The sequence below is a fragment of the Elusimicrobiota bacterium genome (assembly GCA_016721625.1).
Lineage (GTDB): Bacteria > Elusimicrobiota > Elusimicrobia > FEN-1173 > FEN-1173 > JADKHR01.
The window spans coordinates 756,358-777,842 of sequence record JADKHR010000001.1; the positions used below are offsets into that span (position 1 = coordinate 756,358).

A 21,485-nucleotide genomic window follows, 5' to 3' on the forward strand; every position below is an offset into this window, starting at 1 on the left:
AAGTCATAGGATTTCAAACCCACTGTCCCTGAAGCCCGTCCGCCGCTTCCTCCGGATGGAAAGGGGAACGAACATCGAGCCACCGGAGTTCTTTTTCTCCCCGAAACCAGGTCCATTGACGTTTGGCATAGAGTCTCGTTTGTTTGAAAAACTCCCGCTCGAATTCTTCTCTGGAAATCTGTCCGGCGCCATGGGCCAAGGCCTCGCGGTAACCCAGGGACTGGAAAGCGGGAGCCGAGAGCGGGACCCCCTGGGCCAACAGGTCTTTCGTCTCCGCTAAAATCCCCTCCGCCATGGACCGGCACCGTTGCTCCAAACGATTCTGGGCGGCGGCGGGTTCCCAACGAAGTCCGCACCAAACGAAATCCCAGGGAGCGGCGCGGGTCCCTTCCCTTTGAAGGTCCGATAGGCGCCGCCCCGTCAGACGATAGACCTCCAGAGCGCGGACCACCCGCTGAAGATTGTTGGCGGGGATGGCCAGCGCGGCGGCCGGGTCCACCCGGGAGAGTTCCCCGTGGAGGGCCGCGCGGCCTTCCCGGCGGGCGCGGTCGGAGAGTTCCTGTCGGAGGCGCGGGTCTCCCGTGGGGAGAGGCGCGAGTCCCCGAACTAGGGATCGCAGATACATCCCCGTCCCGCCGACGATGATCGCGGGGACCCCGCGCTCTTGGAGATCGTCCAAGACCGTCGACGCTTCCCGAACGAAGTCGCCCGCCGTGTAAGGGTCCGTGGGCGGGACATGGTCCAGGAGGTGATGCGGAACGCCCTGGACGACGTAACGCCGCCCCTGGGGGGTTGGGACCCACGCCCCTTCCGGTTTCGCCGTCCCGGCGCGAAGGCCCTGGTACACCTGGCGGGAATCCGCCGAAATGATTTCCGCCGAGCGGCGCCGCGCGAGGGAGAGAGCCACGTCGGTCTTCCCGGACCCTGTCGGGCCCGCGAGGATCAAGACCGGAAGCTCCCCCGGGCGCCGATCCGACGTCGTCATTGACCCTCCCGAGGGGGACCGAGAAGGAGATCCAAGACCCCCGAGAGGACGGGCCGCGTCCAGGACACCACCCGGTAACCGGCCTCGCTTAGCCCCGCGAACCAGCGGTGGGAACGATATCGGTTTAAAAAGAAGGGAAACCCCAGGAGCGCCCGGGTTCGAAAAACCGCCTCGGCCCCTTGATGAAGGACCCCGTCGGAGTCAAGCAGAACGACGGATCGTGCGGTCAAATCAAGGGAAAGGGCGGGGAACCGTGCCGCCGCGTCTTCCCGACGGAGGACCTCCACCCGGCCCCCCGCTCGACGGCGAACCCACCCGACCGATCGGCGGCAAAATCCGCAATCCCCATCGTAGATCAGCACGGGTTTGGCCGCCTCCACCGACGGAATCAAAACCATTCCGCGACCTCCCCTGGCCCCTCCTTGGGAAGGAGGGGAGAAAAAAAAGATAAGACTCCTGGAATCGGTATGTGTTCATTCCAGAGTCTTCGGTTGGTTTGGAATGTTGGTTCCCCATGAGGCGGTTTGAGCACGACGTTTTGGCGGTTGCGGTGCGGCCCGTTGTGCCGGCGATAGGGTGCTGTCGCGGCGAATAGGCCGCGACGTTTAGCACGGGCTCGCGTCGGCGCGAGCCCTGGCCCCGAAGGGGTTGAGCCGAGCCGGTCTCGTTTTGGCGGCGAAGCCGACAGAGACCGGGCCCGGCGTTTCTGCCGGGCCACTTGAGGGCCGCCCGTCAAAACGGCGCGCGCAAGCCGTCCCGTCCGACATGGATATCCGAAGTCGGGACGGCACCGACCATGGAGATGAATTATAGAACGGTGCCGATCGGGGCGCATTTCTTTTGGTTCCTTTTCTTTGTGCGTGCAAAGAAAAGGAACCCGGGGTAGGAGGGGGTGGAGCCCCCTTGCTTGAAAACAGAAGTCAAAGCCATTCCATCCAGATCAACGAGAAACCTGAAAACCGAAAATAGAGGCGGCGGTCAGGGTTTCTTGGGAGGCGCGGGGGGTTCATTCATCGCGGCGGTGACATCGCCGGGTTCCAGGCCCGAAGCGGCGGACTCCGCCCAGGCCTGGCGCTTGGTGGGAAGGCGGCCGGCCAAGGGACCGTATTTTCGCGACCAAAGGATTTTTCCGGAAGCGTCGAACAAGGTGACCCAAATGCTGTTATCGTCGGGTTCCCGTTGAGACCAGGCCTTGAACTCCTGGGTCCACTGGCCCGTAGGATCTTCGGGTTGGGGCGGCATGACGACGGTCTGCTCCTGCAAGACCAACAGCCGTCCGCCCTCCAGCGGCGTCGCGGCCGAATCCTTGGCGGAGAGGCGCGCGAACTTGAGGCCCCGATCGAGGGCTCTCGATTTCAGCTTCTCATCCTTGATCTCGTCCGCTGAAACCGGCAGATATTCCCGAACGCTCATGAGCGGGATTTCCTTCAGCGTCCGCTTGGATTCCGTGACGAGGACCGCGAGGTTCCGGCCCGTGCGTTTTTCTTTCGTCAACGACCACCTCCCCTCCGCGGCGAAACACCCCGCCGACATCCCAACGACGAAACAGAAGATGAAACAAACTTTTTTCATGGCCGCTCCTTTTATGACCCCCCGCCATGTTCCGCCTCCGGCCCCCTCTCCCGCCTCGAAGGCGGGAGAGGGATGGGGAGAGGGAGCCAGGCGGAAGGAAATCCTAGTAATGCCCCAACGTCCCGTCGGCCCTAGCCCGACGGAGAGACCGGCTGAAAACAAAAACCCCCAACGGCCACAGGACCGCGATGAACAGAGCGAGCGCCGCGAGTTGGGGCGAGACGTCCTTCCAACCGGCGCCCATGAGAAGGCTCTTTCTCAGCCCCTCCAGCGCGTGGGTCATGGGGATAAAAAGCGCCGCCTTTCGCAGGCCCAGGGGAAGGGCGACGATCGGAAAGAATACGCCGCCCAGGAGGTTGCTCGTGGCTTCCATGAACCAGGTGACCGGGTTCCCCCGCTTGAAGCGCATAATAAACGAGGCCGAAAAGACGCCGAGCCCCATGAACGCGAAGAGCGTCAGGACCAACACGGCGAGGGCGGGTCCGACGCGGGCCTGGCTCATCCGGAACCCGAAAAAGATCGCCCCGAGAATAAGGTAAAGAGCCACGCGGATCGTGGCGTACAGAAAGTCCCACAGGGAGGACCCCACAAGAAAACGGGGCGTGTTCACGGGCGTCATCAGAAGGGGTTCCAGGGTGTTAAGGAATTGTTCCTGGCGGAGGGACTGGGAAAAAGAATTGAGCCCCACGTTTTGGTAAGCCGCAAAGGCGACGCCGATCAAGACGAAGGCGAAATAATCCCCTCCGTAGTCCTTGAGGAAGGGAGAGGCCGAGGCCCCGAAGAAACGCGACACGAAGTAGTAGGTGGCCGCCGTAAAAAAAACCCCCGCCAGGTCCACGAAAAAACCCACTTTGTAGGACGTATGGATGAGCGCGTCCCGCCGAAAAAAAGCCCACAGGGTTTTAAACGGCATCGGGCGTTTCCGTCAGGCTATGAAAGAATTTCTCCAGGTCCAAGTGAGGCTCCTTGGCTCGGGCCTCAGAGAGGGACCCCGAAAAACGAACCCGGCCGTCCCCCAAAACGACCCAACGGTCGGAAATCTTTTGGGCGTCCTCCAGGTGGTGCGTGGAAACGACCACCGTCTTCTTACGATTCTTCACCCACTCCTCCCGGATCACGTCCCGAAGCCGGGAGGAAAAGCGCGGGTCGAGGTTTTGGTGGGGCTCGTCCAAGATCAGGAGGGAGGGATCGTGGAGGTCGGCCCGAGCCAGCAAGAACCGCTGTTTTTGTCCGCTGGAGAGTTCTCGAAAAGGCCGGTCCAGCCCCCCGGAAAGGTCCAGGAGAGACGAAAGGTCGGCGAGGCGATTCTCGAAGGCCCGCTCCGAAAGGCCGTACATTTGCCCGTAAAACCACAGGTTCATGCGGCCCGACAGCCGGCCGTAAAAGGACTGGTCTTCGGTGGAGGCAAAACCGATCATCCGCTTGGCGCGTTCCGGATCCCGGTGGACGTCGAACCCGCCGGCCAAGACGGCGCCCTTTTCCGGGATCAACAGAGTGGAGATGATTTTAAGGAGGGTCGTTTTTCCCGATCCGTTCGGACCGAGCAGGCAAAGGAGCCCGCCCGCCGGGACCTCAAAACGGATGTCCCGAAGAACGTCCCGAACCCCGCGGGAGGACGGAAAAGATTTTGAAACACCGGAGATTTGGAGGTCGGTCATAACACCCGGAGGTCACAACCCTTTCACCCACCAACGTTGGGCGCGGAGTTCGAGTTTAAGGCGCGGGTCGGAGATGGAAAGCGTGGTTTCGTCCACGGCGTCCGCCACGAACAGGCCGGGAGACAGGGCCAAATTGACGATGCGTTGGTTTTCCAGCCGCCTCCCCGCGCCGTCCATCATGAGCCAAACCCGGGGCCGCAACGACAGGTCCGCGTGGGTGGCGGTCACGACCCCGATGTCCCCGGTGTTCAACCGCACATAGGAACCGGGGGGATAGAGGGACAGGCATTCCACGAACGTTCGGATCAACCCGGGATCGAACTCGTTCTCGTTTTCTTCAATCATTTTGCGCAACACTTCATGGGGGATCGTTCGCGCCCGCCAGGGCCGGAGATGGGTCATGGCCTCGTAGGTATCCATCATGCCGATGATTTTGGCGAAGGGATGGATTTCATCTTTTTTGAGACGGCCGGGGTAGCCTTGGCCGCCGGTGCGTTCGTGGCACTGGCTGATGACACGGCGGAGCGTGGCTTTCATGTCGCTTTCGGGCAGGGGGAAAAGATCGAGCATTTTAATCCCCTCCTCCACGTGGTTGCGGAGCAGGCGGTATTCTTCGTCCGTGATCTTGGTGGCCTTGGCGGCCAGTTCGAGGTGCGAGGCCAAACCCAGATCGTTCAGAAAAGCGGCCAGGCCGAGCGTGACGGCGTCTTCGTCCGCGATTCCCACCGCCAACCCGAGCCGGAGAGAAAGGATCGTCACGTTCGGAACGTGCCCGAAAAGGAAATGATCAGAAACGGACCGGCTCACGAGCGCCAAGAGTTCCTGGTCTCCCGCCTGGAGAAGAGCCAGCATTTTCCGGATGACGTTTTCCGGCCAAAAAAGAGCTTGGGGCGTTTTCGCCTCGGGTTCCAAAATCTTGTAGATTTCCCGCGCGGCCGTCACGGCCTCGCCGTAAACGTCCGCGGCCCGGGCCCGGTCGGTCCCCGCTCCGGCAGAGGGCGAGGCGGCTGTATCGGCCATTCGCTAGCGCGCCGGCCCCACGCGGACTAAAACCTGGTTGTCCGCGTCGGGGGACGGGGGCACGACGTCCCCGGTCATTTCACGATCGTTGAAAAACAATTTCTGGGTCCCGGCGGGAAGCTTCGGGTCCCGTTTGAACTGAATGCGGTAGGTTCCGCCTTGGAAACGGCGGGTGGCCTGGGCTTCCTTCCAGTGGGGAGGCAGGCAGGGCCGGATCCGGAGACCTTCCCAGGTGGGCCGAATGCCGAGGAACCATTCGGTCGATATCCGGTATAGCCAAGCGGCAGACCCCGTGTACCAGGTCCATCCCGCCCGGCCGGGCGTGGGAGACCCGGGCCCGTCGACGTTTCCGGGAGTGACGTAGGGCTCGGCGCGGTAAAGTTCCGGGTCCTGGGCGCTTCGGAGGACGGGGGACAACTTCTCGTAAAGCTCCCAAGCTTTTTTGGCGCGCCCCAGGGAACATTCCATCTGTAGCGCCCAAACCGCGGCGTGGGTATAGATCCCCCCGTTCTCCCGGGTGGTCGGGGAATAACGCGTGAGATAGCCCACCCGCTCGTCCGGCGTCGTGTAGGCCGGGGTTAAGAGGAGCGGGCCGTGGGGGCCGTAGAGATGTTTTTCGAGGGACCGAAGCAGGGCCTTTCGCCGCGCTTGGGTGGGAACCACGTCGTTTAAGACGGCCCAGGTCTGGGCGTTCAGGAAGATTTTCCCCTCTTTGGACTTGGCGGACCCCAACACCGTTCCGTCGTCGGTGGTCGCGCGCCAGTACCACGCGCCGTCCCAAGCGTGCCGGTTGACGGCGGTTTTTATTTTTTCCGCCGCCTTCCGATAGCGGGCCGCGCGGGCCTTTTCCGTGGCGGGGAGCGCTTTGGCGCCGACGGCGCGTTCCGTCATCTCGGCCCAGTCCCGCAGAAGGCCGTAGAGGAAATGGGCCATCCACACGCTTTCGCCCTTCCCGCCGCGTCCGGCGGCGGAAAGACCGTCGTTCCAGTCGGCCTCGCCCATCAAGGGGATTCCCCTGGGAGACAAACGAGAGAGCGATTTTTCGATGGCGCGGACGGCGTGGTCGTGAAGCTTGCCGGATTCCGTGCGGGTGGTCCCCGGTCGGGGGGCGAAAGGCACCGATTCGCCCAAAAGCGTCCAACGGCCCGTCTCCTTTAAGTAATTCATCATCACGAAAGGAAGCCAGAGAAGGTCGTCGGAGTAGCCCGACGGATGGCCCTCCTCGGAAAGAGGGTGCCACCAATGGTAAACGGTGCCGTCGGAGAACTGATGGGCCGCGTGAAGGTGGATCTGGCGGCGTGTTCCTTCCGGGTCCAGAGGAAGGAACACTTGGCTGTCCTGCAATTGATCGCGGAACCCGTAGGCCCCGCCCATCTGGTAGTAGGCGGTCCGGCCCCAGAGCCGACCCGAAAGGGCTTGGTATTTGAGCCAGGTGTTCGTGAGAAGGTCGAAGGCCCGGTCGGGCGTTTTGACCGGGAAGGCGTCCATGTACTTGTCCCAAAACATTTCGGTCCGGCCCCAAGCGTTGTCGACCTGGGAGAAATCCATGAACCGCCGGGCTTTGACCAGGGCCTGACTCTGGGAATCGGCGGCGCCGATAGAATAAAGGATGCTCCGTTCCTGTCCCGCTTTCAAGGGCAAGGCGACGCAGAAACTCGCGATGGAGTCGTCCCATTTGTGAGTGGTGGGCCCGACGTATTTCCCCTCTTTTAAGGCGGCGGGGGCCTGAAGCGAACCGTAGTTGCCGAGGAAGGCCTGCTTGTCGCAGGACATCGCCTTCACGGATTGGCTCACCGCGTGCCACGCCACGTGGTCCCAGTTGCGGTTCCACAGCTGGCCCTTGGCGTTTTTGAGCGGCGAAAGGCGTTTCTTAGCCAGCAAGATGTTGTTTTTGTCGTGGACCGAGGTTTCAATAAAGGTTCGGTGGAATTCCCGGTGCCAGTCAGGCGATTCGCCCAAGTTCCATTCCAGATAAGTCCACAGCGTGAGGTTTCGGGGCACCTTGCTCGTGTTTTTGATCCGGAGCCGCCACACTTCCAGCGGCTCGTCGTGGGGAACGAACACCAGCCACTGGGCTTGGATGCCCTCGTTCTGGGAATTGATGATCGTGTAACCGACGCCATGGATGACCTCGTAGGACTGAGGTTTCGCGCGGACCGGTTGCCACCCGACGGACCAAAACTTTCCGGTTTTCTCGTCCCGGAGATACACATAACGGCCCCAAGCGTCTTGGATCAAATCCTGGTTCCAGCGCGTGATACGGTTCATCGACGCGTGATGGAGCCAACTGTAACCGGAGCCGGTTTGGCTCAGGGCCACCCCGTAGGTGCCGGAAGACATGACGTTCACCCATGGGCGCGGGGTGTCCGGTCGGCGAATGAGATAACTGGCGCCGTCGTCGGCAAACTGGCCGTAATCGGTTTTGAACGGAAACTTTTTTTGGGACATGGGTTTCTCCTTCTTAAAAAGTGACCCGCAGTGCGCTCTCGGGTTGATCGCCCAGCAGGGAAATGGTCGCGCGCCCCCTGGCCCAGCGCAGGGCGGGCTTCGCGGCCCCCCGGTCACGGAACGGGGCTTTTGGGAAGCGCCAAGCACACCTCCACCGGCCGCCCCGGCGTCGTGGCCAAAACCATCCGGAGACCGCGGGGGTTGGACGACAGATCCAATACCTCCGCTGTCGAGTAAACCAAGGACACCTGCGGCCGCACCGGAACGTTCAACGGCAAAACCACGCCCGACAAAGGCGGCAAAAAGATCTTTCCCTTGGCCGGGAGTTTCAGTCGTTCCCCGGTTCCCGGCAAGGGCAGGGTCACCGTCCCTTCCCTATCGGTGAAATGATAGTTGAAAAGGAAAAGAAAACCCAGGTCGTCCGAGACCCGGAGCGAAGCCTGGAGGTCCCAGGGAGCGCAATCCACCCTTGGGACCAGACCCATGGACTCGCCCCATTGGCGAACCCAATGACGGAAATGGTCGAAAACGTGGGGCAAACCGAAACCGGCCACGAGGACCTGGCCGTTCCCAGCGTTCGCCTGGAGGACCGCCGGGCCGGAAGGAAGTTCCATCCAGCGCCGGGTTTCGCCTGTCGCCGAGAAAGTTTGAACGGGGCCGTGGACCCACCAATCTTTTCCTTCGCCATGAAACAAGTTCCCGGGGGCCCCGCCCGTGATGGAAATCCCCAGTTCGTCGGCCAAAGTCGTGTCCGGCTCGCCCCGCAAATCCACCGTGGGAAGGCACGGCCCCAGAAAAAGCTTCCCCCGTTCTTCACGTAACCGGCCAGTTTCGCCTGGGTTTCATGGTCCATGAAGCTCAAGGAGTACACCCAGAGGCTGGGATGGCTCAAAAGAACGTCCACGGGAGACCGCTCGATGTCGGCCATGTTCGCGCTGTAGCCCGCCAAATGGATCAAACGAGCCATCCCGTCGTACCACACGTTCGTCCGATGGGACTCCAGCGCGTCCACCCAGGGACCCGACCAGTATTCGGTTCCGTAATAGGGAAGGTAGAATCCCAAGGTCGTGTCCGTGGCTTTCTTGGTGGCGGCCAGGGACGGACCGGCCCATTTCAAAAAGCGTCCAAACTCTTTCAAGGGAGCCAGATGGGCCCGTTCCTCTCCGTCGGCACCGATGGGCGCCTGCCAGTCGTGGGAGGCGCCGAAGGCCCCCAACCCGGTGGGGTTCTCCCCCCCGGCGAACATGTAAGCGTTGACCCCCGACAAGCCCTGACCCACCGAGGTCTTGACGTTGAGCGCCACCTGGGTGGGGTAGAGCCGGGGCCGGTCCCGCATGATTCCGGTCTGGAGCTCCGCACAGACCAGGGGGACCGGGGATTCCGAGAGCGGCTCGAACTCCGGCAGGGAAGGCAGTCGGCCTTCCAGCGCGGGATTGCCATCGGCCGTTTTGCCTTTCACTTCGACCGCGCCCAGGAGCCGGGTGACTTCCGTGGTCAGCGCCACGTCGTGGAAATTCTCAAAATCCAAATGGCGCATCTGGTAGGCCCCGCCGAAGACGATTTCCGGCGTCAGGATCGGGAAATCCCGGAACATGGAGGTGGTCATGGGGGCCCAGTTGCCCCGGCCCCGAATGTCGTAGTCGTAGAACTGAGGAATGTTGCAGAACAGGGGCACGTCGATGCCCTGCTCCTGGGCGTGACGGGCGAGACCATGAAAGTAGGCGGCGTAGTAGCGGCGGTAAAAAAGAGACCAATCCACATGCACGGCCAGGCGGGTCGGGTCCACCCCCTCGCCCAGAGGTTGTTCAATGTCGGAAAAAGTTTTGTAGGCGGCGCGATGGGCCGCGTTCAGGGCCGGCAGGGTGCCGTATTTTTCCTGGATGAAAGCGCGAAACATGGCGTTCACGTGGTCTTTGTCATCCGCGCCCTTTTGGAGCCAATGAACCATGCCCACCTCGTTGCAGAGCTGGACGCTGATCACGTTTCCGCCGCGGGTCACCTGGCGGGAGGCGATCTCAGGCAGGAGAGCGCCATACCAGGCAGCCACCTTCTCTCGGAACACCGGGTGCAGGTAAGACACCATGGTCACGTGGGGGAGGTTCCCCACGTTCCGGCGGCCGGTAACGAAAACCTCCGGATGGTTTTGGAGAAGCCACGCCGGCAAACCCTCGTTCACCAATTCGGCGTTTGAAATGGGTCCCACCCGGGCGGAAACAAACAGGCCTAATTTTTTCGCCAGGTCCAGAAACCCCAACACATCCCGTTCCGGCGCCGTGCGGCCGGAAAAATCCAGCCTGCCTTCCTCGGGCTCGTGCCAATTCCAGGGGATGTAGGTGCTCACCGTGTTGAACCCCGCGCCCTTCAACGCCCGCAGACGCGCCGCCCAGGCGGACTTAGGAATGCGGAAATAATGGATCTCTCCCGAATAAAGGAAGAAAGGCTTGCCGTTCATGGAAAAGTAACCGTTCTTAAGTTCCATAGCCAAATTGACATTAGCAAAGAACGTGGGACTTCGAAAGCGCGTTCGGGGTTTTGGTAGAATCCCTCCATGTTTCAAATCGTGTCCAAAACCACCCGGTGGGTCGGGCTCGGCTTGGCCCTTTGGGGTTTGGCCGGGATCGGTTTCGTGCCGGCGGCTCTCCCTTTTTTCGGCGCGGCCCCCGCGGTTCCGAAAATGGGCGTCCTGCCCGCGGTGAACCCGGAGACCAGCGCGATGATGGAACTTCGCTCCCGCCAGGCCGTCGATGCCGGCAAAACACTTCGGCTCCGCCGCCGCTGGGTTCCCCTTTCGAAAATCTCGCCCGCCCTCGTTAACGCCGTCGTCGCCGCGGAGGACAGCACGTTTTATTCCCACCGCGGCGTGGAGTGGGGCCTGACGCGGGACGTCCTCCTGGAAAGCCTGCGCACCGGCCGGCGGGACCGTGGGGCCAGCACTATCACCCAACAGGTCGCGCGCAACCTCTATTTATCACCGAACAAAACCTATACGCGAAAACTTCGCGAGATCGTTTTGGCCCAGCGGATGGAAAAGACCCTGACCAAAAAGCGGATTTTGGAAATCTATTTAAACATCGCGGAATGGGGCGACGGAATTTTCGGGGCCGAGGCGGCGGCGCGGGAATATTTTAATGCCTCGGCGGAGGACCTCACCTGGGACCAAGCCATCGCGCTCACGGCCGTCCTGCCGAGCCCTCGGCGGCACCGGCCCACGGATTCTGGCCCCTGGGTGGCTGGCCGCGCGAACTGGGTGCGGAGCCGCCTGATCGCCACGGGCCGCTACACGCCGCCTCCATCCCTGGAACCCGACGAGTCGCCGCTCGAAGACGGAATAGAGGACGACCTTTTGGACGCGCTGGTCACGGCGGTCGACGGGGAGGAACCCTCCGCCCATGATTGACTTTTTGTTGTCGGGGTGGGGCCTTCTCGCGGTTCTCGACCTGGGGTTGGCCTTTCTGTTTTCATTCATCGTGATTTCTCAAAAACGGGATCCCGCGGTCACCTTGGCCTGGGTGCTGGGCTTCTTCCTTTTCCCTTTCGCGGGGCTCTTCCTCTACGCGTTTTTCGGCTACCAGCGGTTCCGGCTCCGTCGACGTTTCATTCCAAACCCCAGCCGGCGACTGGCGCTGATCCACGAACCCACCGACCTTCGGGCCGGCCTCGCTCCGGGACTGCGGGACGTGGAACTTTTGGCCGCGAAGTTGACGGATTACCCGGTCATCGGCGGCAACCGCGTGACGGTCTTTGACCACTCCACCGAAACCGACACCGCCCTCACCCAGGCCATCCGCCAGGCCAAACACCACGTGCACATGTGCTACTACATCGTGGAACCCGACAGCACGGGCCTCCATTTCAGGGACCTATTGATCGAGCAGGCGAAACGCGGCGTTCAGTGCCGTCTCTTGATGGACGCCGTGGGTTCGTATCGCGTGGGCCGAAGTTTTCTTAAACCGCTCCGGCAGGCGGGGGTCCGGACGGACTTCTTCGGCCCGTTTCGAACGTTCCGCCGCCCCTGGGCCTTCAATTTCAGGAACCACCGAAAACTGACCGTGATCGACGGAAACGTGGGGTTCCTGGGGAGCCAAAACATCGGCCACAATTTTTGGCGCGTGGGTTCGCGGCGCATCCGCTGGAGGGAAACCGACGTGCGGCTGGAAGGCCCCGCTGTGGAAGAACTGCAGACCGTCTTTGGCGAGGATTGGAACTATGCCACCGGCGAAAACTTGGCGGGTGAAACTTTTTTTCCCTCGCCCACCGTCCGGGGGACGACCCTGGTCCAGGCCCTGCCCACAGGGCCGGACCGGCGGGAAAACGCGCTGGCCATGATTTTCCTGGAAGCCATCCACTCCGCGCGCCACCGAGTGACCATCACCACGCCCTATTTCATTCCCACGGTGCCGGTGGCCTTGGCGTTGGAAAGCGCCGCCCGGAAGGGAGTTCGGGTGGAACTGCTTTTGCCGCGCAAAACGGACCACCCTGTCGTGGATTGGGCGGGTCGGAGCTGGTTTAAGGAATTTTTACAGAGCGGGGTCAAAATTTACGAACACGGGGAGAGCTTTTTGCATTCCAAGGTCGTCACCGTGGACGGGCACTTGGCCCTGGTGGGCTCCGCCAACATGGACACGCGGAGCTTTTTGATCAATTTCGAACTGAGTCTTTTGCTCTACGACCGAGGCGTCGCCGGCCACCTGGTCCGCGAGTTCGACCGCATGGCCGCCCGCGCCGCCGTCGTCCACCACGACGAACTCTCCGAACTGTCCCTCACCCGACAATTCACCGAAGGCCTCTGTCGGGTCCTCTCCCCCCTTCTGTAGAAAAAGAAAGGGCCCTTTTCAGCCGCCTGGTGCCTCCGACGGAGCCTGCATTTTGTAGCGGCCGCCGCAGACATCTTTTCGGAGCGCTCCACGGCCCCTATGAAGGAGAAGTTTCCCCCCTCCTTCCCAAGGAGGGGGCCAGGGGGCGGTCAAAAGCCCTGAAGTCTTTTTCTTTCCGATGCGCACTCCCCTCGCCTACCGCTTCATCCGGGAATAACGCTCCAACAATTCCCTCTCGTCGGAGGTCAGGCTGGAACGGCCTTTCGCGGAAATCTTTTCCAAAATCCGGTCCACCTCCGCACCCAACTCGTGGAAAGAGATGGGCGGTTTGGGCGCCGTTCGTCGATGGATCCAGTCGCCGATCCGCCCGCGCCAAAGCCGGATGTCGTAGCGCCAGGTTCGGCTTTTGAGATACAAGAACCCCGTGGCCATTCCCCCCAAGTGGGCCACGTTCGCAATATGGGAGGCGTTGGCGCTTGAACTGAACATCAGTTCCAACAGCGCGAAAAAGATCACCGCGTGCTTCGCCCTCATGGGAACGATGAACATAACGAGGAAAACCGCGTTGGGAAACATCAGGGCGAAGGCCACCAGAAGCCCGTAGATGGCCCCCGACGCCCCGATCACCGGCACGAGGGCGTTGGGTTGGACCGCCACGTTGACCGCCGCCGCCCCCACCCCGCAGAGGAAATAATAGAAGAGGAACGAACGGGTTCCCCATTGAAGCTCGATGACTTTCCCCAGGGCCCACAGCATGTAGGAATTGAAGAGAAGGTGGAAGACCCCGCCGTGGAGGAACATATAGGTCACCATCTGCCAGAGCCATAACCGGCCCGTGACAAAACCAGGGGTCAGCCCGAAGAGAGGAACCAGGTCCGGCCCCCCCGTGAGGGAAAAAATCCATTGCAGGACAAAAACCCCCACGTTCAAGGTCAGCAGAGCCTTGACGGCCGGGGGAAGGGTTCGATAAGAAAGAGGTTGATTAAAAACCATGGGTTAGAAAAACCTCCGAAAACGGGGTCTTTGTTTTCGCGTTACCAACGAACGGTCGGAGAGGTCGGACAGGCCCCCAGGGCTCTTTTTGTTTTTCGGCCCAGCGCTCGCCCGTCTCGCCGCGTCCTCTTTAAAATCCATATTGTAACCGCTCAGGTCCAGCCGTTTCTCCCTCTCCCGCATCAGCGCCCCTGGCGCCCCCGGTGCCCAGAGCTCTGCGAGGGGCCGCTCGCGGGAGAGGGGCGGGAAAAGGGTGGGGTTTCACGACGGTGAACTGATCTGAGCCCTGGGTCGTTACGCCATATTAGCTTATCCGGGAGAGGGCGCGAAGGGGTCGGTAAAGAATCAGGGAAGAACAAATTTCGGGTCGCGCTTCCCGTCTGGAGTCAGGCAAAGGAAGGTGAAAAGGCGACGCCCGAAAAGGTATTGAAGCGTTGAAAAACGGCCGGATAAATATATTTTCCCGTCCTCCCCCACATGCATGGCCATCACGGAAGGCGTGATGAGATGCGAATTCCGGTTGGGCAGGAAATCGGGATCGTACCGCCCATCCGGGAGAAAGCGGAGGAGCCCGCAGGTCCGCCCCGCGGCGTTGGTCAACCGTCCTCCCACTAAAACCTCGCCGCCCGCCTGTACCGTAAAACACCTGGCCGGAACGCCCAAGGCGGGAGGCGCGAACCCGGGATCCCGGCGCCCGTCTTCAAGCAAGCGCATCAATCCCGGCTTTTCTTTGCCCTCCGCGGGCGCCGCTAAAACGTACACCCGCCCATCGGGAGCGGCCCGGAAATCCGTCACGTTCAGGTCTTCGGGGGGACGAAACGTCGGGTCCAACGTCCCATCGCCCAGCAATCGCGCCAGTCGCGACCCATGGCTTCCCGTCTCGCTTTCAACCGCCGCCAGAATCCGGCCGTCCCCGGTCACTTCCACCCGGGAACAACGGACGGTTCCCCACCGGGCCTCCAGGGCTTGGTTGGCCTTTTCGGTGAAGAGGACATCCTGGGTGCCGCTCGGGTTCAACCGCACGAGAGCGATCGGCGCCTCGTTAATGAACCGCAAGGAATTCGAAAAGAGAAGTTTCCCGTCCTTCTGGAACGCCATGTGGTCCGGCCCATACTGGGGATGGGCCACGTCGCCCACCGCCTCCGAGAACCGTAAGTCGATTTGACCATTGGGAAGGATTCGGGTCGGGGCCGGCCCGGCGCCCAACCCCACGTTCAAGTACAAATTTCCGGAACGAGCGACCAAAATGCGGGGGGTTGAAAAAAGGATGGGAAACTCCGGAAAGCGAGGAAACGATTCGTCCAAATGTCCGTTGGGCCCCAGGCGTAAAAGCCCCGGAGCCGGGAGCCCCGCATACCACTGGAACCCGCCGGTGGCGGAAATAAACCCCCGCGAGTCGGTGGCGATGTTGAAAGGAGGCACGTCGAACCCGTACAGGCCCTGGACGAAACCCGATCCCACATCGTCCGGAGAAAGACCCGTTTGGCTCTCAAAGAATTCAAGCCGTCGGCGGCGATCGTCCCGAACCGAAAGGTCGGCCGCCATCCTCGCCAAAAAGGAAGGGCCGCTGTAGCACGCCCACAAGGAGAGGATCACGATCGCCCCGTAGCGGATCGGCGGCCAGCTGTGCCAGAGGGAGAGCGGAAAGCGAACCCCGTGAAAGAAAACCGCGAACCCCGCCCCCGCCAAGGCGAAAACAATGGCGTAATTGGCGATTTCCGCCGGCGGAAAACAGTTCCGCCCCTGCCACCATTGAGAGATGGAAACCAGCGCACCCAAAAAAGGAACGCCCCACAAAACCGCCAACAAGCCCGCGTCCGCCAAAATGATCCCGAGCGACGTTTCCGCTTCCTTCTGGGTGGACCGAAAAAGCGCCGTAAACGCCCCCGACACCGCCAACCCCATCAAGGCCGGAACAAAAAACTGCTGGGCCTGAAACCGAAGCCCCACCGAATCCACATGCCCCGCCACCCCGCAAACACCGCCACCCCCATCCCCCCAAACACCCCCCCAAGGCACCGCGCTCCTCTGAAACGAAAAAAAACGAACCATTAGGGGACGCCCTTCACTATTATACTATCGCGAATTCGGTCGGACAAATCTCCCGCTTCGCTCGATTCCTCCCCCGAACGGCACAATTTTGTAATCGCCATCGGGGTGACCCCAAGACCCTCGGCTAAAATGATCTTTTTAATCCCAAAATGGCGGCCCCCTGCCAGACAAATGGCCTCGCGGCATCGACTTCCCCGCGCCGTGGTTTTTCCCGACCGCACAATTTCGTCCATGGGTACTCCCAACTGGTCGCCCACCGCGCGGATCAAAACCCGGAGATCAACCGTGGGCCCCGGGGCCACGATCCTTGTTTTCGTCCGAACCCCCACCTCCCGCACGAAATCCCCGTCCCCCAGAATCCGGGAATCGTATTCCTCCGGACCGCCCGCCATCGCCATCTGGACACCGCCCGCGCTCCGCACCAGTCCGCCGCCCGAAAGGTCCCGGCGCACGCCCCGTTTTTCTTCCAGGTAGGAGAGATACGCCCGACGGGCGTTCCCCTTCGTTCGTCCGAACCGGCTCAGCACCGATTCCGTATCCTGCCAAGGTATTTTGTCCAAACCCAAGTGAGCCCTGTGCCCGCTCCAGCGATACTCGCCAAGTTCCTTCATCCCGGTCAAGAGCTTCGCCCTAAGGGGATTTAGGTGGACGTAAGCCACCAACTCCGAAAAATAAACGTTCTCGTCACAAAGAATCGACTTAAAGCGGTTCTGAAACAACCGGCCGACCCGCCGCCGTCGACGATTAAAGTAGCCCGCGTAGGCCGTCTGCAATCGACCCATGAAAGTCCCCAACGGTTCCTTCCCGCGCCTGACCACCAAATGAAAATGGTTGGGTATCAGCACCCAACCATACACTCGCAAACCAGCCTCCGGCGCAAACCGCGCCAACAGGTCGATAAACTTTTCGTAATCCTCAGCGTTTTCGAATATCTTCCTCCGCTCCATGCCACGGTTAATGACATGATAAAACATCCCTTCAAAGTCCAACCGAGCCTGTCGGGGCATAGGGAAAGTTTACCTTATTCGCCCAAACCGAAGCAATTGTTTAATACTTTAGGACGTCCCCTGAATCAGTAGGAGGGTTTGAGGGACACGACGCGGGGGGTTTCGGGAAGGCCGGGGGGCGGGTATCTGGCCAAACCGGGGTCACACACGTTAATCATATCTGAATTTGGGTACCACCAATAATAGAGCCCAGCGGTATCCACTCCACTTATTGTCAGGCTGTGGGGGCCCCCCGTATTTTTAGCATCCAAGAATTTCCCATACGGACCGGTCGTCCAGCTATAGATGACTCCACTGAAATTGATGGGAGCATCAAAATTGTCCTCATGGGCAAACACAACATGGGATGAAACCATCAGCATGAAGGCGTGCGTTGAGTCGGCGGTGAGGCCCGATCCATGGTCATACGTTAAGCTGTGCGTGCCAATAACCACGTTGCCAGTGACCCGAACATTTTTGGAGCCGGACATAATGTTGTAAGCCGGTCCAACCGGGGTCCCATTGCCTGTGCAAACAACGGTAACGCGACCGTGAACGGGGCCCTCCAGAAAAAGCGCCGTGTTTTCAGCAAGCAAAATAGCTCCCGCTTCCGGATAAACGTGGCGAGGGTGGCCGGCCTCCTCTAAAATGGTAAAAAAGGATCTGTTTGCAGGCAAAGCGGAGATATCATATCCGAATTTCCAGGTTTGTGAACTTGGGGTAACGGAATTTCCGGTGTTTAACGTGTTATAGGTGAGATAATAATTGGGACTGCTGGGCGGCATCGTGATACCGAACACGAAGGGATATTTCACGGCTCCATTGATAAAGCTGGCCCCCCCCCAATTGGGCGTTGGATCGGAATAATAGACATCGGCACTGAAGATGGGAGATCCTGGAAAATCCACCTCGCCATCAATGACGACCGGCCCGCCGTTAAAGAAGGGGGTCGCCCCCGCCAGGATGTGCAGTCCGCGGGAAAACCATCCCCCCTGCATGATTCCTGTCGTCCCGGGGGAGAATGTAAAAGATGCCCTCGGATAGGCTTTAGTATAGAGCAAGAGATCGCTACTGAATTTGATCACCGAGTCCAAGGTTTTCACGGATTTGGGGGCGTTGGGGTTAGATCCATATTTACCGAGCGCACGAAGGTAAACGCTGTGATCCGCGGCATTCAGATGGAAAGTCACCGTTGTAAAACCGACGCTGTAAAACAGCTCGGGGCGGTTAAATTGGGCTATGTCTCCGTAATCGATGAAAGGGCGTTGACTGAACTGGCGAACATAGTCGAAAGGAACGTTCAAGGCCAAACCGCGGGCCGATTTTTGTTGCCAATCCTTCACATTGAGCATGTTTTGCGTGATGGCCCGCTTGGTCAATACCAAGAGCACGGGAAAAACGAACAACGCGATAAACATGACATAGAGAAGAACCGACCCCGCGGACCTTCGGGAATCGGCAAGCGGCTTCCCCTTCGGGTTCATGGCAAGGACCTCCTCACGGGAAGAAGCAACGGCGAAACTTCCGTCCTCAAACTAAAATCGTCTTTGCCGTCATGATTGGCGTCCTGGGCCAAGCGGACGGAAAAAAAGAATATGTATTTCCTTTCAACGAACGTATCAATCCGGTCATAGGGAGGAAGGAGAGAACTTTGGTTGCCGTTCCCTCCTTCGACGGGGAGAACCATGTCGATTTCCTTGTCCGTAATGATGCGGTCCCCTTGGCCTGGATCCACAACCGCTTTCACCCCGTCGTTCCCCAGGTCGACATTCATTCCCATCAGTTCGTTCACGTTGCCAAAATATTCTATTTTAAACCCGTCGGTTGAAAGGGACTTGGCGAGCACCTCTTCGTGGAGACCCCACCCCGCCTCGTGGTAGTTGTAATCGCGAAGGAGCGCGCCGTCCTTCACAAAATATCGACAAAGAACGTCGATCTTCCCGTCGTTAATGACCGCCACGTCGCTCATGGTGGGGTCAAACTCGTCGTCGTCTCTTAGGTTGAAACCGCAGGTCCACTGGGTGGCGGGAGTCAACATAGACCCATAGTCATCGTCGACGTCCGCATCCCGAATATTGATGATACCGTCGCCGTCCGGGTCGCCGTTCGGGTTGTAACCCGGCAGGCGGGTACTGTCCAGCCGGAACTCGATAAACGTAGCGGAGGAAACATCCACCTGGACCATCTCGCGAAAATCTCGTTCCACTTCGCGCATAGCGTTACGGATGGCGTCCTGACTGTCCAAACCACGTTTCAACTTGACGGATTGCATGAGCGAAGACCGAAAAAAATGAACCAGCGGAACCAAAATCAAACCCAGGATGAAAACCACCACCACAAGTTCAACCATCGTTAACCCCCGCTCCAAGGGGCCTCGGGGCAGCGATTTTCGTGGACTGACAAAAAGGGGCTCCATAACTTAGGGAACCGTGAACGGCGTACTAACAGTTATTGGAACAGCCTTGTGGTTTTTAACATCAATAAACACCACGTAAGGTCCAGAAGTGAGCGCCACGGGGTGCGCGTAATGAAAATGAGCACCAGAGGTGGAATTTATGGCTGAAAAAAACCGGCCCACACTCGGCGTTGTGGCGCCGTCAAGAATAACGGGGAAGGGCCCCCCATTGGGCCCAAGCTTTAGTGTGAAAGTATTCAGATTGACACCACTTTGGAGATCGTCCAGATCCGCATCAACCGTCACATTGGAACCAGAGACGGTTGCAACGAAGGGGGAAACGGTGGGCGGTGTCAAATCAGTGGAGGGCACGTTAATGGAAAAATGCCAATAGATTCCCTGCCGCGAAGAACGAATTTTGTAGCCAGCGTTGTCCCCCCCTTGGACTTTCCACTCATAAGATCCATTTTGCAATGTCGCGGGGAGCAACGTGACTGGGTTCACCCACAGTATTCGACCTGTCGCCGGATCGTAGTCGGAGGGCTTAACGCTCCAATTCTGTGAACCTACGTGAGCTATTAACGTGATGGATTCTGGACAGATCCCACTGACCACTGTGGTCGACTGAGGAATTTGATCCTGAAAGGTCATCTGCACGAACGGTGTTAAGGTTTTAATGCTGTTCGTGTTGTTCGGAGGCTTTGTGTTTGACAAAAGCGGGCTACGATCGTCCTTGATAAGTTTCCGGACGATAAAAGGCGAAATGTCCCCCCCCTTCACTGCCCGCAAGGCGAACCGGTTCCATCCGAGCACGAGACCATTGTTCAGGACGGGAGCGGGAAAGTTGAAGTTACCAAAAATATCGGCCTGGCTGGAATCAATGACCGGATCCGTGCCCACCGGATTCCATCGAACTTCCACGGTTGCGCCAGGTTCCGTCCAACCAATGAGTTGAATCGGGGTAGGCGCCCCCGGATTGGAGTCGGCCTGAACGGAGACCACGTTGGGCGGGTAGACGAAGGGCACGAAAGAAAGCCCTTGGAAACCGGACATTCCCGTAAAGTTTTGGTCCGTTACTTCACTGAGTTGGATGGTCATATTCGGGCTGTGCTTATCGAACAATGTCACGGTGGCCGTGGACGGGATGTTCAGAAGCGCGATGCCGTACGCCGCCTCTTCGGAAAACGGAGAATGACGCACGTTGCCGGAACCCAGGGCTTCCATGGTAAGCAATTGTCCCCGTTTCGACACCACGGTTTCATTTTTCTTAAGCAGGCTAATGGAAAGCTGGGCGATATGGGTGTTGGGGCGCTCCGAAGTGAAGAAATAGTCGTTAATCCAAAAAAAGTCCACCGTGTCACCGTCGTTGTTGTAGTCCACGAACCCGATCCCTGGATCCACATCATCTATGCCGTCGGCCGGAGCCACGTCTAAAAAGGGAACCAAAGAGGAGGTCATTCCAGTCGTGGCGGAGAGATCCCGGCGCATAGGCGTCACGTTGACCACGAAATCCGAAAACCCCGCGGCGCGAACCTCTTTACGAATCTCGTTAAGAACCGGCAGTTCGGGATAGACAGACGTCTGCGGGAGCCAGGTCGAATATAAAACCGTCGTGTTCCAAGCACCGGCAATGCTGGAACCCGGAACCGCCTGTGTGGAATAAACAGGATAGGTGGCCCCTGCCGGGAGACCAAAATTCTGCAACCGTGAGTCCACAGGCATCACATACCCAAAATACATGTTTGAATAACGCGTTTGGATCATGTCCGCTAGTCGGCTGGCGCGGATTTGCATACGAGAGTTGAGGGATGAGCTGTGAACCGCAAAAAAGGTGCGGCTTACCACCAGCACAATAATCGCCAACAGGGCAATGGCGATCATGAGTTCGACCAGCGTTACGCCGCGCCTTAATCTCTCAGGCATCTCCGTCCCCCCCGTTTGAATTGGCCCGATGCTAACTTCTTTTTTGGCGTTGGGCTACACCCCTGCCTCATGCGCCATTACAACCATTTTCGATATTCAAAGCCAAAATCAAGTGATTATTCCTCGCCGAGGAACAATCCGAACAGAACCCACGCCCTTTTTTAACTGTCACACCTGTTACTTATGCACCACTTCAACCAAAGCTATCCAACCTGGAAGCAGAAATCCTGATTCAGCCGCTTTCTTCCCTTTCACGACAGAAATAGCACCCCAACATTATTGACTTGATTGACTGGCCCTCCCGAGGTATAATCATAATCCAAAGACGACATTATTTCCAGAGATATAATGGGGGGTTTAAAGATTTTAGTAAGCCCCCCGTTGCGGGTGTAGTTCAGTGGTAGAATGGAAGCTTCCCAAGCTTCAGATGTGGGTTCGATTCCCATCACCCGCTCCACTTTAAGAAGAAAGGCCAGGCCCGATTTCGGGCCTGGCCTTTCGTTTATGTGCGCGTTTGGGTGATGGGAATCGAAGCCAACTGGCCCGCCGCCTTGAATGGCGGAAAAGCAACGCGGAGCGTTGCGCCAGGGCCAGTGGCCGGCCCGCGGAGGAGTGCCGAAGGCACGGGGGAGAGGGGAT

Annotated in this window: 17 protein-coding genes and 1 tRNA gene; 3 read left to right on the top strand and 15 right to left on the bottom strand. The window is 59.4% G+C overall.

What is annotated here, in order from left to right:
- Positions 1 to 13: 13 nt before the first annotated feature.
- From miaA to IPP35_03285, 9 genes are all read right to left on the bottom strand, one after another.
- On the bottom strand, positions 14 to 985 hold the full coding sequence (miaA, locus tag IPP35_03245) for a tRNA (adenosine(37)-N6)-dimethylallyltransferase MiaA (protein MBL0058129.1): 972 nt from the start codon (positions 983 to 985) through the stop codon (positions 14 to 16).
- Entirely contained in the window at positions 982 to 1,383 is a 402-nt protein-coding gene (locus tag IPP35_03250) for a DUF393 domain-containing protein (protein ID MBL0058130.1), read from the bottom strand. Before IPP35_03250 ends, miaA begins: the two co-directional genes overlap by 4 nt.
- A 580-nt stretch (positions 1,384 to 1,963) precedes the next feature.
- Positions 1,964 to 2,557 (bottom strand): hypothetical protein, encoded by a 594-nt coding sequence (locus IPP35_03255; GenBank protein MBL0058131.1) that lies wholly within the window; start codon positions 2,555 to 2,557, stop codon positions 1,964 to 1,966.
- Between the two features lie 103 nt (positions 2,558 to 2,660).
- Positions 2,661 to 3,470: an ABC transporter permease gene (locus tag IPP35_03260; protein MBL0058132.1), complete on the bottom strand. Its 810-nt coding sequence runs from the start codon at positions 3,468 to 3,470 to the stop codon at positions 2,661 to 2,663.
- The gene (locus IPP35_03265; GenBank protein ID MBL0058133.1) at positions 3,460 to 4,215 is read right to left on the bottom strand and encodes an ABC transporter ATP-binding protein; all 756 of its coding nucleotides are present in this window, start codon (positions 4,213 to 4,215) and stop codon (positions 3,460 to 3,462) included. The genes IPP35_03260 and IPP35_03265 overlap by 11 nt, the downstream gene beginning before the upstream one ends.
- Before the next feature lie 12 nt (positions 4,216 to 4,227).
- Complete coding sequence (locus IPP35_03270; GenBank protein MBL0058134.1) at positions 4,228 to 5,235, bottom strand: hypothetical protein; 1,008 nt, start codon at positions 5,233 to 5,235, stop codon at positions 4,228 to 4,230.
- Positions 5,236 to 5,238: 3 nt separating this feature from the next.
- Positions 5,239 to 7,683, bottom strand: coding sequence for a glycosyl transferase family 36 (locus IPP35_03275; GenBank protein MBL0058135.1), 2,445 nt, complete (start codon positions 7,681 to 7,683; stop codon positions 5,239 to 5,241).
- Positions 7,684 to 7,796: 113 nt separating this feature from the next.
- The gene (locus IPP35_03280; GenBank protein MBL0058136.1) at positions 7,797 to 8,048 is read right to left on the bottom strand and encodes a hypothetical protein; all 252 of its coding nucleotides are present in this window, start codon (positions 8,046 to 8,048) and stop codon (positions 7,797 to 7,799) included.
- Positions 8,045 to 10,162: a beta-galactosidase gene (locus IPP35_03285; protein ID MBL0058137.1), complete on the bottom strand. Its 2,118-nt coding sequence runs from the start codon at positions 10,160 to 10,162 to the stop codon at positions 8,045 to 8,047. Before IPP35_03285 ends, IPP35_03280 begins: the two co-directional genes overlap by 4 nt.
- Positions 10,163 to 10,231: 69 nt before the next feature.
- Between IPP35_03285 and mtgA the strand changes: the two genes are divergently transcribed.
- On the top strand, positions 10,232 to 11,080 hold the full coding sequence (gene mtgA / locus IPP35_03290; GenBank protein MBL0058138.1) for a monofunctional biosynthetic peptidoglycan transglycosylase: 849 nt from the start codon (positions 10,232 to 10,234) through the stop codon (positions 11,078 to 11,080).
- Positions 11,073 to 12,497 carry a cardiolipin synthase gene (gene cls / locus IPP35_03295; GenBank protein ID MBL0058139.1) on the top strand — a complete coding sequence of 475 codons (1,425 nt, stop codon included), beginning with the start codon at positions 11,073 to 11,075 and terminating at the stop codon, positions 12,495 to 12,497. The genes mtgA and cls overlap by 8 nt, the downstream gene beginning before the upstream one ends.
- A 195-nt stretch (positions 12,498 to 12,692) precedes the next feature.
- Here the strand turns inward: cls and IPP35_03300 are convergent, their stop codons facing one another.
- The 6 genes from IPP35_03300 to IPP35_03325 form a co-directional block, all read right to left on the bottom strand.
- The gene (locus tag IPP35_03300) at positions 12,693 to 13,490 is read right to left on the bottom strand and encodes a rhomboid family intramembrane serine protease (protein MBL0058140.1); all 798 of its coding nucleotides are present in this window, start codon (positions 13,488 to 13,490) and stop codon (positions 12,693 to 12,695) included.
- A gap of 345 nt (positions 13,491 to 13,835) precedes the next feature.
- The gene (locus tag IPP35_03305; GenBank protein ID MBL0058141.1) at positions 13,836 to 15,542 is read right to left on the bottom strand and encodes a delta-60 repeat domain-containing protein; all 1,707 of its coding nucleotides are present in this window, start codon (positions 15,540 to 15,542) and stop codon (positions 13,836 to 13,838) included.
- The gene (locus tag IPP35_03310; GenBank protein MBL0058142.1) at positions 15,542 to 16,549 is read right to left on the bottom strand and encodes a transposase; all 1,008 of its coding nucleotides are present in this window, start codon (positions 16,547 to 16,549) and stop codon (positions 15,542 to 15,544) included. The genes IPP35_03305 and IPP35_03310 overlap by 1 nt, the downstream gene beginning before the upstream one ends.
- A 65-nt stretch (positions 16,550 to 16,614) precedes the next feature.
- Positions 16,615 to 17,907 carry a hypothetical protein gene (locus IPP35_03315; GenBank protein ID MBL0058143.1) on the bottom strand — a complete coding sequence of 431 codons (1,293 nt, stop codon included), beginning with the start codon at positions 17,905 to 17,907 and terminating at the stop codon, positions 16,615 to 16,617.
- A gap of 101 nt (positions 17,908 to 18,008) precedes the next feature.
- On the bottom strand, positions 18,009 to 18,878 hold the full coding sequence (locus IPP35_03320) for a hypothetical protein (GenBank protein ID MBL0058144.1): 870 nt from the start codon (positions 18,876 to 18,878) through the stop codon (positions 18,009 to 18,011).
- A 69-nt stretch (positions 18,879 to 18,947) separates the two neighbouring features.
- Positions 18,948 to 20,846, bottom strand: coding sequence for a prepilin-type N-terminal cleavage/methylation domain-containing protein (locus IPP35_03325; GenBank protein ID MBL0058145.1), 1,899 nt, complete (start codon positions 20,844 to 20,846; stop codon positions 18,948 to 18,950).
- A 383-nt stretch (positions 20,847 to 21,229) separates the two neighbouring features.
- Between IPP35_03325 and IPP35_03330 the strand changes: the two genes are divergently transcribed.
- Positions 21,230 to 21,303, top strand: a tRNA-Gly gene (locus tag IPP35_03330).
- Positions 21,304 to 21,485: the final 182 nt, after the last annotated feature.

What these genes read in the sequence shown, in the direction of transcription:
- IPP35_03305 (MBL0058141.1), bottom strand. Translation starts at nt 15,542, where the DNA reads ATGGTTCGTTTTTTTTCGTTTCAGAGGAGCGCGGTGCCTTGGGGGGGT.
- IPP35_03265 (MBL0058133.1), bottom strand. Translation starts at nt 4,215, where the DNA reads ATGACCGACCTCCAAATCTCCGGTGTTTCAAAATCTTTTCCGTCCTCC.
- IPP35_03310 (MBL0058142.1), bottom strand. Translation starts at nt 16,549, where the DNA reads ATGCCCCGACAGGCTCGGTTGGACTTTGAAGGGATGTTTTATCATGTC.
- miaA (MBL0058129.1), bottom strand. Translation starts at nt 985, where the DNA reads ATGACGACGTCGGATCGGCGCCCGGGGGAGCTTCCGGTCTTGATCCTC.
- IPP35_03285 (MBL0058137.1), bottom strand. Translation starts at nt 10,162, where the DNA reads ATGGAACTTAAGAACGGTTACTTTTCCATGAACGGCAAGCCTTTCTTC.
- IPP35_03255 (MBL0058131.1), bottom strand. Translation starts at nt 2,557, where the DNA reads ATGAAAAAAGTTTGTTTCATCTTCTGTTTCGTCGTTGGGATGTCGGCG.
- IPP35_03300 (MBL0058140.1), bottom strand. Translation starts at nt 13,490, where the DNA reads ATGGTTTTTAATCAACCTCTTTCTTATCGAACCCTTCCCCCGGCCGTC.
- IPP35_03250 (MBL0058130.1), bottom strand. Translation starts at nt 1,383, where the DNA reads ATGGTTTTGATTCCGTCGGTGGAGGCGGCCAAACCCGTGCTGATCTAC.
- IPP35_03270 (MBL0058134.1), bottom strand. Translation starts at nt 5,235, where the DNA reads ATGGCCGATACAGCCGCCTCGCCCTCTGCCGGAGCGGGGACCGACCGG.
- IPP35_03320 (MBL0058144.1), bottom strand. Translation starts at nt 18,878, where the DNA reads ATGGTTGAACTTGTGGTGGTGGTTTTCATCCTGGGTTTGATTTTGGTT.
- IPP35_03275 (MBL0058135.1), bottom strand. Translation starts at nt 7,683, where the DNA reads ATGTCCCAAAAAAAGTTTCCGTTCAAAACCGATTACGGCCAGTTTGCC.
- IPP35_03325 (MBL0058145.1), bottom strand. Translation starts at nt 20,846, where the DNA reads ATGCCTGAGAGATTAAGGCGCGGCGTAACGCTGGTCGAACTCATGATC.
- mtgA (MBL0058138.1), top strand. Translation starts at nt 10,232, where the DNA reads ATGTTTCAAATCGTGTCCAAAACCACCCGGTGGGTCGGGCTCGGCTTG.
- IPP35_03260 (MBL0058132.1), bottom strand. Translation starts at nt 3,470, where the DNA reads ATGCCGTTTAAAACCCTGTGGGCTTTTTTTCGGCGGGACGCGCTCATC.
- cls (MBL0058139.1), top strand. Translation starts at nt 11,073, where the DNA reads ATGATTGACTTTTTGTTGTCGGGGTGGGGCCTTCTCGCGGTTCTCGAC.